The organism is Pseudomonas lalkuanensis, from assembly GCF_008807375.1.
Classification (GTDB): Bacteria; Pseudomonadota; Gammaproteobacteria; order Pseudomonadales; family Pseudomonadaceae; genus Metapseudomonas; species Metapseudomonas lalkuanensis.
In genome coordinates, this window is record NZ_CP043311.1 from 3,044,102 (window position 1) to 3,057,651 (window position 13,550).

Sequence of the window (13,550 nt, forward strand, 5' to 3'; positions counted from 1 at the left end):
CTTTCGTGCGCCCGGACCTCCGGACGCACCGTTTTGCCGCGCCTGCACGAGCAGGCGTGGCGCGTTGCCCCTCACCCATTGAAACAGCAGGAGAAAAACATGCACATGACAATCAGATCGCTCGTCGCCGCACTGCTGGTCAGCAGTCCGCTACTCGTCGAGGCCGTCGAGGAACATCACCCCGACCAGGCCCCGGCGAAAGCCGAGACCCCGTCGGCAGCCGCCCAGGACCAGGAAAAGGCCATGGCCGAGCAGATGAAGAAGATGCAGTCCGTTCACGACCGGATCGCAGCCGCCAAGACCCCGGAGGAGCGCCAGGCAGCCATGCGGGAAGGCATGCAAGCGATGAAAGAAGGTCTCGCCATGATGCAGAACGGCTGCACCGGCAAGGATACGGGCCAGCACATGAAGATGATGGACCCGAAGATGATGGAAATGATGATGCAGATGATGGACCAGCAGTCCGGCATGATGGGCCCACAGCCGGGCATTGGGGGCATGCCCATGCAGAAGCCCATGGAGCAGCCGGCCCAGAAGCCTGCCCAATAATCGAGTGGCGCGATGCCGTGGCGGCCTGGTGGGCGGAAGAGAGCCCCTTGGCCGACACCGCGTCGTCCCCGGAGAACGGTCATGAACGCTTCGTTTCCGCCCAATCAATCGCCACCGTCCTTCTGGCGTAGCAAACCCGGTATCGCCCTGGGCATGTTGCTGGTCATTGCCCTGTTCTATCTGGCTCGCGAGCACTACGGCCATATCTCGCAGCTGTTGCCCTACGCAATCCTGTTGCTGTGCCCCCTGCTGCACCTGTTTGGCCATCACCACGGTGGCCACAGCCATCACGGTGAAACAGGCGACACTCCCAAGGAAGGTAAAAGAGGTTGAATCATGCACGGTCACGAACATGCCCACCCCGTACCTGGAAATGAAACCTCGGCCATCGACGCGCAGGATCCGATATGCGGGATGACGGTCAAGGCCGATAGCCCCCACCAACTGCACTACGCCGGGAAGACCTACCGGTTCTGCAGCGAAAAGTGCCAGTCGAAGTTCAAGACGGCACCGGAACGCTATGTTGAATCCGCGCGAACGACCCCTGCCAGCCCAACGCTGGTTGTGAGCGACACCTGGTACACCTGCCCGATGCACCCGGAAGTGCGGCAACCCGGGCCTGGGAACTGTCCGAAGTGCGGCATGACCCTGGAGCCCGTGCTGCCGGAGTTGGAACAGGCGGAGAACCCCGAGCTCAGGGACTTTTCCCGGCGCTTCTGGTGGACCCTTCCGCTCACCGTCATCGTCACGCTGCTGGCCATGGGCGGACATGCCTTGAACCTGTTCCACGGCGCTACGCAGAACTGGGTCGAGCTGGTGATCGCCAGCCCGGTCGTGCTTTGGGCAGGATGGCCGTTCTACGTACGCGGGGTGCGCTCGGTGATCCTGCGCAGCCCCAATATGTGGACGTTGATCGGGCTCGGCACTTCCGCTGCCTATCTCTACAGCGTCATGGCCACCCTTGTGCCCGCGGCCTTCCCGGCGAACTTCATGATGGAAGGCCGAATCGGCGTCTACTTCGAGGCTGCGGCGGTGATCATTTCTCTCACCCTCCTTGGCCAGATGCTCGAACTCAAGGCGCGATCGCAGACATCCGCCGCCATCAAGTCCCTGCTCGGCCTGGCACCGAGGACAGCGCGCCGGATCAACACCGACGACAGTGAGGAGGACATCCCGTTGAGCCATGTGCATCCGGGAGACCGGCTCCGTGTCCGTCCCGGCGAGAAGGTTCCGGTCGATGGACTGGTACTGCAGGGTGAAAGCGCCGTCGACGAATCGATGCTGACCGGCGAGCCCATCCCGGTGCTGAAACGGGCCGGGGAACCCCTGATCGGCGCCACCCTGAACACCCACGGGAGCCTGGTAATGCAGGCACAGAAGGTCGGTTCCGCAACCGTACTGGCGCAGATCGTACAGATGGTCGTGCAGGCGCAGCGCTCGAAGGCACCGATGCAGCGCCTGGCCGATGTGATCGCCGGCTACTTCGTGCTGGTGGTCATCGCCATCGCGCTCCTGACCCTGTTCGGCTGGGGCTTCTGGGGGCCGTCGCCGGGGTGGGTATTCGGCCTGATCAACGCGGTGGCGGTGCTTATCATCGCCTGCCCGTGCGCACTTGGCCTGGCGACGCCCATGTCGGTGATGGTGGCCAGTGGCAAGGCAGCCGGCAGCGGGGTGCTGTTCCGCGATGCTGCGGCGATCGAGAACTTGCGCCGGATCGACACCCTGATCGTCGACAAGACCGGTACCCTCACCGTGGGCCGTCCGGCCTTTCAGGGCATCGAAGCGGCGCCCGGCTTCAGTGCCGACGAAGTGCTGAGGCTGGCCGCCAGCCTGGACCAGGGCAGCGAGCATCCGCTGGCGCATGCCATCGTTGAACAGGCCCGATCCCGGGGCCTGGCGTTGAGCGAAACGGAGGAGTTCGAGAGTGCCTCGGGGATCGGCGTGCGCGGCCGTGTCGAAGGACGGCGCCTGCTGCTGGGCAACACCGCGCTGCTGGATGAGGCTGGCGTGTCCTCTGAAGCCCTGCGGATGCGGGCTGAACAGCTGCGAAGCGAAGGGGCGAGCATCATGTACCTGGCAGTGGATGACACTGCGGCCGGCCTGCTGGCCGTGGCCGATCCGATCAAGCCAACGTCCCGGCAAGCCGTGCAGCGCCTGCAGGCTGTCGGCGTGCGGGTCATCATGGCCACCGGCGACGGGCCGACGACGGCGCGTGCGGTGGGCCGTCAGCTAGGCATCGATGAAGTGCATGGCGAGGTCAGGCCACAAGACAAGGAGCGCCTGGTAGCAAGCCTGCAGCAAGCGGGGCGTCGTGTGGCAATGGCCGGCGACGGCATCAACGACGCACCCGCGCTGGCGCGAGCCGATGTCGGCATTGCCATGGGCACCGGCACCGATGTCGCGATGAACAGCGCGCAGGTCACCTTGGTCAAGGGCGACCTGCTCGGCATTCTCCGCGCCCGTAGCCTGTCTATGGCGACCGTGCGCAACATGCACCAGAACCTCACCTTCGCCTTCGTCTACAACGCTATGGGCATTCCGCTGGCAGCCGGGCTGTTCTACCCGCTGACCGGGCACCTGCTGTCGCCGATGGTGGCGGCGCTGGCCATGAGCGTGAGTTCGGCATCCGTCGTCTTCAACGCCTTGCGCCTGCGCAAGGCTTCGCTCGATGGTCAGGTTCGACACACTTGACCTTGCCACCAGGGCAAGGTCGAAGATGGTTCCAGGTACTGGGCAGGCTCAACTCCTGTCCCGGGCAGAAAGTTTTCTGGTTGAGGAGTCACCACGATGAAAAGCATTGATCTGCGAGTTGAGGGCATGACCTGCGCGTCCTGCGTTCGCCACGTGAATAGCGCTTTGGCGTCGGTCGCCGGGGTAGACGAGGTGTCGATCGACCTGGCAACGGGCCGGGTGCGCGTCAGTGGAGACGCTGATGCCCAGGCGCTGGTGGCCGCCCTGCAGGACGCCGGCTATCCGGCCAGGCGCGAGGCCTCGGCCCCGGAGGCCAGCAAGGCGCGTGGCTGCGGTGGTGGCTCCTGCTGCTGCCACTGAGGGGGAGCGCGCATTTCATTTGAGTGGCCTTGCAGGCCTGTTGACGGCATCCATCGCCCGGACCGCCAACACCATCGACGTCTATTGCGATCCCGACTGCGGTCGCTGCAAGAGTTGGATAAGTGCCGGGTGTCCAACGGTTTCATCGCGAGCGACCACGTTGAGCCGAGCACAGACTCGGTTTCGCGGCCCCTGCCGCTGCACATATTCGTCTCTGGATACCGGTTGTTCCCCTGGCCGCACCGTTCATGCGCGCAACTGCATCCTGCAACTTCAACGATTGATTTAGATCAATTCGAACCATCCGCGCACAGCGCACAAGAGATCAACCCTTCCTCCAGCTGATTGCGGATAAGGGCCCTACCAGTCTCTCGTCCCTTGCATGGGGGAATTCGACATGTTCACGAGACGTCAACTTCTGCAGTACAGCGCGTTCGCTGCAGGCGCCTATCTGCTTCCCAGCCACCTCTTTCTACGTCAGGCCCAGGCGGTCGCGCTCCTTTCCAATGTCGGTTTATTGAGTGATCCGGCACTGCAACCGAAGTTCGTCGAGCTTGCACCCAACGCACTGGATCCGACTTTCCTGTTCAAGGACCTCAACAGTGACGGCCGTCCTAGCAAACTGCCGAATTTCAACATTCGCCTGAGTGAAACCGAGCAGCAGACAGGGCTTATCAACCTGAAGAACCGAAAGAAGCTGTGGACGCGAGTCTGGGGCTACGGCAACAAGACCGTGAGCTGGCCGGGCCAGACCATCCAGGTTGTCAGCAGCTCAGCCGGCGGCGCCGACGAAACCATCGTGCGCTGGAGGAACGAACTGCTGAGCAGGCAGCACCTCCTTCCCCTCGACACCAACTTGCACTGGTGCTATTCGCTGCACGGTGAGCACTCGGCCAACGGCGTGGACTACCGGAATTTCAGCATCAAGGAGAATGGCGTACCGATCAGCACTCACCTCCATGGCGGGAACAGCGATTTTCAGTTCGACGGAAATCCCGAGTTCTTCTACAGCCCCTATGCCAAGGTCACGGGGCCTCAGTGGGACTTCGTTGACGGCGGTTTCACCGACCGCTTCCGCTACAACAATGACGTGCCAGCCAACCACCTCTGGTATCACGACCACGCCCTGGGCATTACCCGGCTCAACGTCTATGCCGGCCTCGCAGGCCAGTACTTCGTCCGCGACGAGTTCGATACCGGGCAGGCGAACAACCCGCTGAACTTACCCGCCTATCCTTACGAACTGGCTTATCTCATCCAGGACCGGATGTTCACCGAGACGGGCGCGTTGTTCTATCCGGCCTTTCCCGGTGATCCCGCCTACGCCGACTTCATCACCGGCGAAGGCGCGATCCTGCCTCCTGAACTCTTCCCCAATGGTGGCCCGACCGCGCTCGCCGAGTTCTTCGGCGATCACATCGTCGTCAACGGCAAGATCTGGCCCAAGGCCAATGTCGAGCCGCGTCACTATCGCATGCGCCTGGTGAATGGCTGCGACTCGCGGTTCATGGTGCTCCAGTTCGTGGCAGTCGCTCCGCAAGTCACGGATCCCAAGCACTCCAGCGCCGGCGCACCGCTGCCCTTCTGGGTCATTGGTAGCGACCAGGGACTTGGCACTCCGCGCCAGACCGACACCCTTGTGTTCGAACCGGGCGGACGCTACGACGTCGTCATCGACTTTTCGCAGGTCCCCGCCGGTAGCCGCGTCATCATGAAGAACCTTGGGGGAGATACACCGTTTGGCGGTACCTTCGGTGATGACCTTGCCCCGGAAGACCTCTTCGACGATCGCCAAACCGACCGGGTCATGGCCTTCGATGTGGTCAAGCCGAAATCGGGCGTGCCGGACAACTTCAATCCCGGAAGCCTCCCCAGCTATGCGGGCGTGTCCGGCGGTGCCTCGACCCGCAGGGTCGCGCTTTTCGAAGGTATGGATCAATTCGGGCGGCTCCAGCCGCTGCTGGGCACCGTCAAGGATGGCAACCTCAACACCACGAACGTTGCCACCGCATACGCGTGGTTCCAATCGACGACTGAGACGCCCGCAGCAGACAGCACGGAGATATGGGAGATCTACAATTTCACCGCTGACGCACACCCGATCCACTTGCATCTGGTCAATTTCGAGATCCTCGACCGGCAAGTGTTCGAGTACCAGGTTACCGGCTCGCAGATGACCCATCAGCATGACGGCATGACCGGCGAGGCACCGGAGATATCCTTTGTCAAGAAGTTCTCTCCCGCTCCTGTCGGACCCGAGTACTTCGAGGCGGCCCCCAGGGACATGGTCATGGCATTGCCGGGCAACCCCGAGCCCGAGTCCGGCAATCCCACAGGTCAGATGGTTCGGATAAAAGCCCATTTCAACAAGTCGGGGCAATATGTATGGCACTGCCACATCCTCTCGCATGAGGACCACGAGATGATGCGGATATTCCAGGTGGTTTGAACGGGGCGGTATCCGGACGATGCCGCAGACCCCAGCGGTCCCTGCGCCTGTCGATGGACCTTCAGACGCGGGGTTCCCGGAAGAATTGGAGCAAGCGGTCGCATTCGGGACGAGCCGACCAGGAACACCGGGGCCGATCCTCCTGCCCGCTACAGTCCGCCGGCTACAGCTCGCGCAATTGCACGGATTCCGCCTGTTTGAGCGAACGGATGTTCAACACACGCAGAACAGGTCGTTATTGGGTGACTGCCGATGAAGAACCATAATTCGATACGCGTCCGAATGGTCGCAGCCTTTGTGCTGCTGGCAGCGATCATCGGTGGCGTATTCGCTGGCTCAGCCTTCTTCGTGATCGAGGAGATCGAGAAGCAACTGATCGATAAGCGTCTGGTTCGTGTATCCGAACTCTGGACTTCAGGTTTAAACAGCACAACGCAGCTGCAAGCGAGCGACCTGAGTTTCTTCGTCGGCCAGCAGATACCTCAGACATTGCAGGACTTGGGCCCTGGGACGCATGAGTTACGTCTGAATGGTCGGACATTGCACGTGTTGATCAGCGAGGCGGACGGCCAGCGCTATGCCGTAGTGGATGACCAAAGCGACTTCGAAGCGATCGAAGACCGTACCTATGTTGCCTTGAGCCTGGCATTTCTGGGCGGCCTCGCATTAGCGTTACTAATTGGGCGGGCCAGCGCAAGCAAGGTAATCCTACCCCTGACTGAACTCGCCTCTGCAGTTCAGGATGAGCAGCGAGAGGAAAAGCTTCCCGGGCTCGATGCAGCCGACGAGATCGGCGTACTGGCCCGAGCAATCGAGGATCGCACCAACCAACTTAGCCGGGCCCTCCAGCGCGAGCGTTGGTTCACCGCTGACGTCAGTCATGAATTGCGTAATCCGCTGACGATCCTGCTCGGCGCCGCGGAAGTTCTGGGGCGGTGTTTGAAGGATTATCCCAAATTGCTGACGATAACCGAGCGTATTCGGCATAACGCTGCGGACATCGCGCAACAAATGAGCGCCTTGTTGGAGCTGGCGCGGGTGCCCGAGAGTGCTCACCCGTTCCGTGTAGCCTTGCGCCCGCTGATTGAGCAGGAACTGCAACGCTACCAACTGCTGCAGGAAAAGCCCTTGGCAATCGAGTTCATCTCGACTGAAGACGTGATGGTTCCCGCCATTCCGGAGCTGGTTGCTATCGCGGTAAGCCACCTCTTACACGATGCCGGCGTGCATGCTGAAAAAGGCGCAATAACGGTCCGGCTGAACTCCAGCGGCATCGTAATTGAGGGGCGCGCAATTGTGGCCGCTGATGCCGTCGAGATACATCCGGCCGATGGACTTGCCCGTGACCACGACGCCACCGGCTTGAGCTTGTCAATCGTCAAGCGCGTGGCTGACCATTTGGGGTGGTCGGTGCACTACACGACCGCATCCGCGGAAGTTTGCCGATACGTCCTGGCATTCGACCTTAAGCGCAGCGGAGCGTCGCCGAACACGCGCTCGAGCTGAAAAAGGCAAGTACACGCCAGAAGATTCTGGTCCATCGCTGTCGTCCATGACATCCCTGCCCTGCGAAGGACTGGAGGCAGCTAAGCCGCCAGGAGGCCGGACCAGTAGCGACGCCGCGCGGAGGCGCCCAAAGGGCGCAACACTCAGCGAAACGGCGCACGCTGGCAAATCTGATGTAGCCACCTGGCGGCAGGTAAGACAAAGACCAGAGGCGGCTCGGCTATGCTCAGGAGAACTGAATCTGCTTCGCTCGCATCGCGCAGATCAGTCGTGGGCTGCCCGTGATGTCCCTGGAACGGGCCGCGTGGCAACCTCCCAGCCATTCCAGATGCCTGTCGGATGGTGGTCGCCTTGCGCAGCCTGCAATCGCTCGAAGCATTTCTCTGGAAGGTCGTGACCTGGCCCATTCACTTTCCGCGAACGCTCTGGCGAGTGCTACGCAACCCCATCGCCGTTTCGCTCTATACCCGACGACAGCTCCTGCAACAGCCTGACCGGCGCTTCAGCGGCATGCTCAGCCCACCGCTGATGCTGATCCTTTCCATCGTCCTTGCCCATCTCCTCGGCTTCGCCATACCGGATCGACCTTCTCCATGGGTCCCCGGCGAGCTGCTGACGCTGCTGGTACGCAGCTTCAGCTACGGCTTGTACGCGCTGATACCGGCCATGGCCATGCTGCGGGTGCGACGCGTCCGCGTGAGCCGCACCACCCTGCGCGAGCCGTTCTACATCCAGTGCTACCTGGCCTCCCCGCTTTCCATCCTGCTGATCGCGGCCAGCCTGCTGGCGGACATCCAGGTAGCCCTGGCGATGTTTCTCACCGCCCTCGCCTGCATCTGGTACTTGTTCTCGCAGATCGCCCTGTTGCGACGGTTCCTCGACTTGCCCCTGCTGCCAGCCACCTTCATCGCCATTTCCAGGTTTGTCGTCGCCACCCTGGTCGTCCTGGCCCTGATGGATCTGCTGCGGTCCGCATCCCTTACGCATGTCGCTTGACCAACAGAAGCCGATGTCCGGGTGCATAGCCGCTATCGGGACCCTGCCACCCTGCCCCACCGCCTCTTGACGCTGACGCGCTTACTGCTTCTCTTGTCCTGCCCGGGAAACAACGACTTGAATCGCGGCGTCGCCCGGGCAACGAAATCCGTCCCCTGGCGCATGATGAAACAGGCAGCGACGTCATGCCGCTCGGCGAAGGCATAGCCCTCATCTGGGCCGAGCACCATCGACACGGCAGACAAGGCATCGGCACGCAGCACCGAAGGATCGGCCACCGTGACTACCGCCAGCGCGTGCTCATCGAGGCCAGGCCCTATGCCGTGGGTTTCCGCATCGAGATTCCGCTGGCAATGCTCGCCCGCACGGTATTGCTGTGCATGGCGGCCAGCCATACCCCGCTGGAAAGCCCGTACAGCTTCGGTCTCGACGGCTAGCTCTTCACTGTTTTTTCATCGCCACCGATCCGGTCACCAGTCCCGATACGCGCGCCGGTCGCATCCTCTTCGGCGTGGCCATTGGCGCGCTGACTGAGCTGATTCGCGACTTCGGGCTTTATGCCGATGGTCGCTGCTTCGCCGTGCTGGCCGCCAACCTGCTGGTGCCACAGATCGACCGGATGGCACTGCGCATGCGGCAGCCGTGGTACACGGTGAAAACCTCGCACTGAGAACGGGCCCGGCCTCTCCTGTGAGGGAGAGGCCGGGCCCGTGTGAGCAAGCTCGCCAGTCGTGGTGATTGGCGCGTGGACATCGACCTCAGGTGGAAAGCGCGTTTAACGATGGTCCCGTCGAAGCGCTACTACCTGTTCAGTTCGTACGCGCACATGTTGACCGTCGAGGCCAGGTTCAGCGATTCGATGGCGCCACAACCGGGAATCGTGAACGGCTGGGCGTTGAGTGCGACCAGCTGCTCGCGGGGTACGCCACGTGCTTCATTGCCGAACAGGTAACAATCGAACGTCTTGAAGCTGGCGGATTGCAGGCGGTCGCCATTCATATCCAGGCAGGCGATGCGTTCGAAACGCGTGCGCAAGGAATCCAGTTCCACATCCAGTTCCATGGGCGCATGAAAAATTGCACCCATGCTGGACCGCACGACTTTGGGGTTGTACGGATCGACGCTGCCGGGACTGAGCAGGCAGCGAAAATTACCGAACCACGCCAAGGTACGCAGGATGGTGCCGAGATTGCCCGGGTCCTGAATTTCATGCAGGTAAATGGCGCGCTCGTTCCCGGTGGGTGCAGAAACCGGCGCGGCCATAGCCGACATGGGCACCAGGGCGATGATTCCCTGCGGTGTCTTGGTATCAGCGATATGCGCCATCTGGCGGTCGCTGATCACATGGGTTTCAAACGGGCTTTGCCACTGCTCGTAGGCGCCGCTTACATACAGCTGGCTGCGTTGCAGCAGCGGATTCTGCAAGGCCGCTTTCTGTAACTCCAGCAGCAGATGTTCGCCTTCCACCAGGAAATAACCGAGCTCGGCCCGGTATTTCTTCTGGTGGAGCTTCTTGATGTCGTCGAATTTCATCGATGCGTCGCTCAGTGGCTCTGCTCGGAGAGTATCGATTTGACCACCGCTTCAGCGACCTTGATGCCGTCCACGCCCGCCGACAGGATGCCGCCCGCATAACCGGCGCCTTCACCGGCCGGATACAGGCCCCGCAGGTTGAGACTTTGCAAGGTCTCGTGGTCGCGGGTAATGCGGACCGGTGAGGACGTTCGGGTTTCGATGCCGGTGAGCACCGCATCATCGCGATCAAAACCGCGGATCTGCTTGCCGAATGCCGGCAGCGCCTCGCGGATGGCCTCGATCGCATACTCCGGCAGCGAGGGCGCCAGATCACCCAGGCGCACGCCGGGTTTGTATGAGGGTTCCACCTCGCCAAATTCGCTCGACGGCACTCCACGAATGAAGTCACCCACCAACTGCGCGGGCGCACAGTAGTCGCTGCCGCCCAGTTCATAGGCGCGGGATTCCAGACGCTCCTGGAGCTCTACACCGGCCAGCGGGCCGCCTGGGAAATCCTGCTCCGGGCTGATACCCACGACAATGCCGGCGTTCGCATTGCGTTCGTTGCGCGAATACTGGCTCATGCCGTTGGTAACGACGCGCTCCGGCTCGGAGGTGGCCGCCACCACGGTGCCGCCGGGGCACATGCAGAAGCTGTAGACGGCGCGGCCATTCTTGGCGTGGTGCACCAGTTTGTAGTCGGCGGCGCCGAGCTCCGGATGGCCCGCGTATTTGCCCAGGCGGGCCTGGTCGATCATGCCTTGCGGGTGTTCGATGCGGAAACCCACGGCAAAGGGCTTGGCCTCGATGAACACGCCCTGGCGATGCAGCATGCGGAAGGTGTCGCGGGAACTGTGGCCCAGCGCCAGGACAACGTGGCGACTGCGGATCGTTTCGCCGCTGGCCAGCACCACACCCTCGAGCTGGCCAGCGTTGATCACCAGATCGGTGACCTTGGTTTCAAATCGCACTTCGCCGCCGAGGGCGATGATCTCCTCGCGCATGGCGGATACCACGCCGGTGAGACGGAATGTGCCGATGTGCGGCTTGCTCACGTACATGATCTCTTCCGGCGCGCCAGCCCGGACGAACTCGTGCATGACCTTGCGGGCGTAGAACTTCGGGTCCTTGATCTGGCTGTAGAGCTTGCCGTCCGAGAACAGGCCGGCACCGCCCTCGCCGAATTGCACGTTGGATTCCGGAGTCAGGACCTTCTTGCGCCACAGCGCCCAGGTGTCCTTGGTGCGGCGGCGTACATCCTTGCCGCGCTCCAGCACGATGGGTTTGAACCCCATCTGCGCAAGCAGCAGTGCCGCAAACAACCCGCAGGGACCAAAACCGACCACCAGAGGCCGCTCGCTCAGGTTGGCCGGTGCCTGGCCTACCGGATAGTAGTGGGTATCCGGGGCTGGACGGATATTGTGGTCATCGGCAAAGCGCGCCAGAACCGCCGCCTCGTCGCGGACCTCCAGATCGATGATGTAGATGAACAGGATGACGCTGCTTTTCTTGCGGGCATCGTAGCTGCGCTTGAACACGGTGAAGTTCAGCAGGTCGGCGTCGCTGATGTTCAGGCGTTTGACGATGGCCCCGCGCAGTTCATCTGCGGAATGATCGAGGGGCAGAGACAGTTCGGTGATGCGAATCATGGCGGTAATCCTGGCCGGTGAATCCGGCAAAGGAAGCAACAGGGGGAGGGAGTAAGGCGCGGATTGTACCCGCCGCCGCCCGCCCCTGTCAGGTCTGGCCTGATGGCACCCCGGATCGCGCTGCGCTGGCCGGCACCATGGCGGCCAATGGCTCAGGCCTGCATTGGAAACCGTGCGCAATCTGTTGAGGATCCGGGTACTGAACTTCCCGGCGGCTATCCCGCTCTCGGGCGGTCCCTACTGGCTGCGGGCCTGGTTGTTCTGGCGCAGCTGGCAGTTCGTCCATTGCGAGGAACAGGCTTACGAATCGCCACCAGGCCGAGGAGCCTGGGGCAAGGCACCGAGTCCAACCTGCACATCGGTGCCGCTGGCTGAGCGGCCCTCAGCCCTCCGTGGAAGACCTGGATCGAAAGACGAACAGCAACATGGCCAATACCGGGGGCAATGCCGATAGGCAAGCGAAAGAAGCCCAGCCAACGTGCTCGTAGATCGGGCTGGCAATCAGCGAGCCCAGCGCACCGCCCACGAAGATGCTGGTCATGTAGACCGCGTTCAGACGTGCCCGGCTTTGCGGGTCGAGGGCGTATACCTCACGTTGGCCAAGCACCATATTCAATTGCACTGCGAAGTCCAGCAACACGGCGCTGACAATCATCCAGAGCCAGCCGGCACCCGGCAGCGAGCCGGCCAGTAACGCCAGTGGTGCCAGTAGCAAGGCGACAGCCGTGCTGCGGGTGCCGTGCCCAGCATCGGCCAGGCGTCCAGCGATGGGCGCGGCGATGGCGCCAACCGCACCGACCAGAGCGAAAATCGCAACCTCGGTCTGGTTGAAGCCGAACTGGCGCACGAGTTCGATGGGAGCGATGGTCCAGAAGCTGCTGAAACTGGCGAACAGCAAGCCTTGGTAGAGTGCGCGTTCGCGCAACACAGCGTAGCGCCGGGCCAAGGCGAATACCGAGGCGATCAGCGACACGTAACCAGCCCGATGTGCGGGGTGCCGGTGTGGCAGCAACAGCCCCATCACCAGCGCCATCAGCGCCATCAAGGCCGCCGCGCTGAAGAACACGCCACGCCACCCGAAGGCCTCGGTCAGTGTGCTGGCCAGCGGACGCGATAGCAGGATACCGAGCAGCAGACCGCTCATGATGTTTCCCACCACGCGGCCGCGAGACTCTTCCGGGGCCATGTGCGCGGCCAGTGGCACGAGTATTTGCACCGCGACCGACGTCAGGCCGATCAGCAGCGAGCAGATGAGGAACAGTGAAGGGGTATGGCTAAGCCCAGCGGCAGCCAGACACAGGGCGGCGGCAAGGGTAAAGCCCACCAGCAGCCGCCGGTTCTCCAACAGGTCTGCCAGGGGTACCAGGAACAGTAACCCCAGGGCGTAGCCGAACTGGGTCAGGGAGACGATCAAGCTGGCGTGAGCCTTAGAAAGGCCAATCGAAGGAGCAATCAGCTCCACGATCGGCTGCGCGTAATAGAGATTGGCGACTACTGCGCCGCAGCAGAACGCCAGAAATAGCACCAGGGAGTTGGACAACGCGGACGGTGCGACGGCTGACGCCGTTCCGGTGTCGGCAGTTGCGGAGTTGGCAACGGTCATGGCGGTACCTCGTCGGGTGGGTTGAGAGTTGGCGCCAGACTAGGGCCTGCCCCGGCCGGGGAGAATCCGGCCACGGCACAACACACCTATGCGATTTGCGCAACGCCGCCCCGTCCGCAACGCTGCGATTCCCTATCGCACCCGCAAGGAATGACTGCACGCTGTGGGGTATGTGCCGGGCACGGTTCGCTTTTCCCGTGGGAGCGAATTCATTCGCTGAGCAGGCCGAAGG

The 13,550-nt window shown here is 62.4% G+C and carries 13 protein-coding genes; 9 read left to right on the forward strand and 4 right to left on the reverse strand.

The genetic code is table 11. From position 1 onward, the window contains the following. Nucleotides 1-99: 99 nt before the first annotated feature. From FXN65_RS14095 to FXN65_RS14125, 7 genes are all read left to right on the forward strand, one after another. Nucleotides 100-549, forward strand: a complete 450-nt coding sequence (locus tag FXN65_RS14095; RefSeq protein ID WP_151133788.1) for a hypothetical protein — start codon at nucleotides 100-102, stop codon at nucleotides 547-549. Between the two features lie 81 nt (nucleotides 550-630). Beyond that, nucleotides 631-882, forward strand: a complete 252-nt coding sequence (locus tag FXN65_RS14100; protein WP_151133789.1) for a DUF2933 domain-containing protein — start codon at nucleotides 631-633, stop codon at nucleotides 880-882. Nucleotides 883-963: 81 nt separating this feature from the next. Next, complete coding sequence (locus FXN65_RS14105; protein WP_244620761.1) at nucleotides 964-3,240, forward strand: heavy metal translocating P-type ATPase; 2,277 nt, start codon at nucleotides 964-966, stop codon at nucleotides 3,238-3,240. A gap of 96 nt (nucleotides 3,241-3,336) precedes the next feature. Then, the gene (locus tag FXN65_RS14110) at nucleotides 3,337-3,600 is read left to right on the forward strand and encodes a heavy-metal-associated domain-containing protein (protein ID WP_151133791.1); all 264 of its coding nucleotides are present in this window, start codon (nucleotides 3,337-3,339) and stop codon (nucleotides 3,598-3,600) included. Between the two features lie 397 nt (nucleotides 3,601-3,997). After that, nucleotides 3,998-6,049 (forward strand): multicopper oxidase family protein, encoded by a 2,052-nt coding sequence (locus FXN65_RS14115; protein WP_178119334.1) that lies wholly within the window; start codon nucleotides 3,998-4,000, stop codon nucleotides 6,047-6,049. 252 nt (nucleotides 6,050-6,301) lie between these two features. Beyond that, on the forward strand, nucleotides 6,302-7,555 hold the full coding sequence (locus tag FXN65_RS14120) for a sensor histidine kinase (protein WP_151133793.1): 1,254 nt from the start codon (nucleotides 6,302-6,304) through the stop codon (nucleotides 7,553-7,555). A 351-nt stretch (nucleotides 7,556-7,906) separates the two neighbouring features. Further along, entirely contained in the window at nucleotides 7,907-8,551 is a 645-nt protein-coding gene (locus FXN65_RS14125) for a hypothetical protein (protein WP_151133794.1), read from the forward strand. Between the two features lie 32 nt (nucleotides 8,552-8,583). On the opposite strand, the gene FXN65_RS14130 is transcribed toward FXN65_RS14125, so the two are convergent. After that, nucleotides 8,584-8,829, reverse strand: a complete 246-nt coding sequence (locus FXN65_RS14130; RefSeq protein WP_244620762.1) for a hypothetical protein — start codon at nucleotides 8,827-8,829, stop codon at nucleotides 8,584-8,586. Between FXN65_RS14130 and FXN65_RS28255 the strand changes: the two genes are divergently transcribed. Further along, entirely contained in the window at nucleotides 8,737-8,988 is a 252-nt protein-coding gene (locus FXN65_RS28255; RefSeq protein ID WP_226284460.1) for a hypothetical protein, read from the forward strand. The genes FXN65_RS14130 and FXN65_RS28255 overlap by 93 nt on opposite strands. Beyond that, entirely contained in the window at nucleotides 8,928-9,221 is a 294-nt protein-coding gene (locus tag FXN65_RS14135) for an RnfABCDGE type electron transport complex subunit D (RefSeq protein WP_244620671.1), read from the forward strand. The genes FXN65_RS28255 and FXN65_RS14135 overlap by 61 nt, the downstream gene beginning before the upstream one ends. A gap of 131 nt (nucleotides 9,222-9,352) precedes the next feature. On the opposite strand, the gene FXN65_RS14140 is transcribed toward FXN65_RS14135, so the two are convergent. The 3 genes from FXN65_RS14140 to FXN65_RS14150 form a co-directional block, all read right to left on the reverse strand. Then, nucleotides 9,353-10,084, reverse strand: a complete 732-nt coding sequence (locus FXN65_RS14140) for a TrmH family RNA methyltransferase (protein WP_151133796.1) — start codon at nucleotides 10,082-10,084, stop codon at nucleotides 9,353-9,355. Between the two features lie 11 nt (nucleotides 10,085-10,095). Beyond that, a complete protein-coding gene (locus tag FXN65_RS14145) occupies nucleotides 10,096-11,715 on the reverse strand; it encodes an NAD(P)/FAD-dependent oxidoreductase (protein WP_151133797.1) in 1,620 nt (539 codons plus the stop codon). Nucleotides 11,716-12,097: 382 nt separating this feature from the next. Then, entirely contained in the window at nucleotides 12,098-13,318 is a 1,221-nt protein-coding gene (locus FXN65_RS14150; protein WP_151133798.1) for an MFS transporter, read from the reverse strand. Nucleotides 13,319-13,550 lie beyond the last annotated feature (232 nt).

What these genes read in the sequence shown, in the direction of transcription:
- FXN65_RS14095 (WP_151133788.1), top strand. Translation starts at nt 100, where the DNA reads ATGCACATGACAATCAGATCGCTCGTCGCCGCACTGCTGGTCAGCAGT.
- FXN65_RS14100 (WP_151133789.1), top strand. Translation starts at nt 631, where the DNA reads ATGAACGCTTCGTTTCCGCCCAATCAATCGCCACCGTCCTTCTGGCGT.
- FXN65_RS14105 (WP_244620761.1), top strand. Translation starts at nt 964, where the DNA reads ATGACGGTCAAGGCCGATAGCCCCCACCAACTGCACTACGCCGGGAAG.
- FXN65_RS14110 (WP_151133791.1), top strand. Translation starts at nt 3,337, where the DNA reads ATGAAAAGCATTGATCTGCGAGTTGAGGGCATGACCTGCGCGTCCTGC.
- FXN65_RS14115 (WP_178119334.1), top strand. Translation starts at nt 3,998, where the DNA reads ATGTTCACGAGACGTCAACTTCTGCAGTACAGCGCGTTCGCTGCAGGC.
- FXN65_RS14120 (WP_151133793.1), top strand. Translation starts at nt 6,302, where the DNA reads ATGAAGAACCATAATTCGATACGCGTCCGAATGGTCGCAGCCTTTGTG.
- FXN65_RS28255 (WP_226284460.1), top strand. Translation starts at nt 8,737, where the DNA reads ATGCCGCTCGGCGAAGGCATAGCCCTCATCTGGGCCGAGCACCATCGA.
- FXN65_RS14140 (WP_151133796.1), bottom strand. Translation starts at nt 10,084, where the DNA reads ATGAAATTCGACGACATCAAGAAGCTCCACCAGAAGAAATACCGGGCC.
- FXN65_RS14145 (WP_151133797.1), bottom strand. Translation starts at nt 11,715, where the DNA reads ATGATTCGCATCACCGAACTGTCTCTGCCCCTCGATCATTCCGCAGAT.
- FXN65_RS14150 (WP_151133798.1), bottom strand. Translation starts at nt 13,318, where the DNA reads ATGACCGTTGCCAACTCCGCAACTGCCGACACCGGAACGGCGTCAGCC.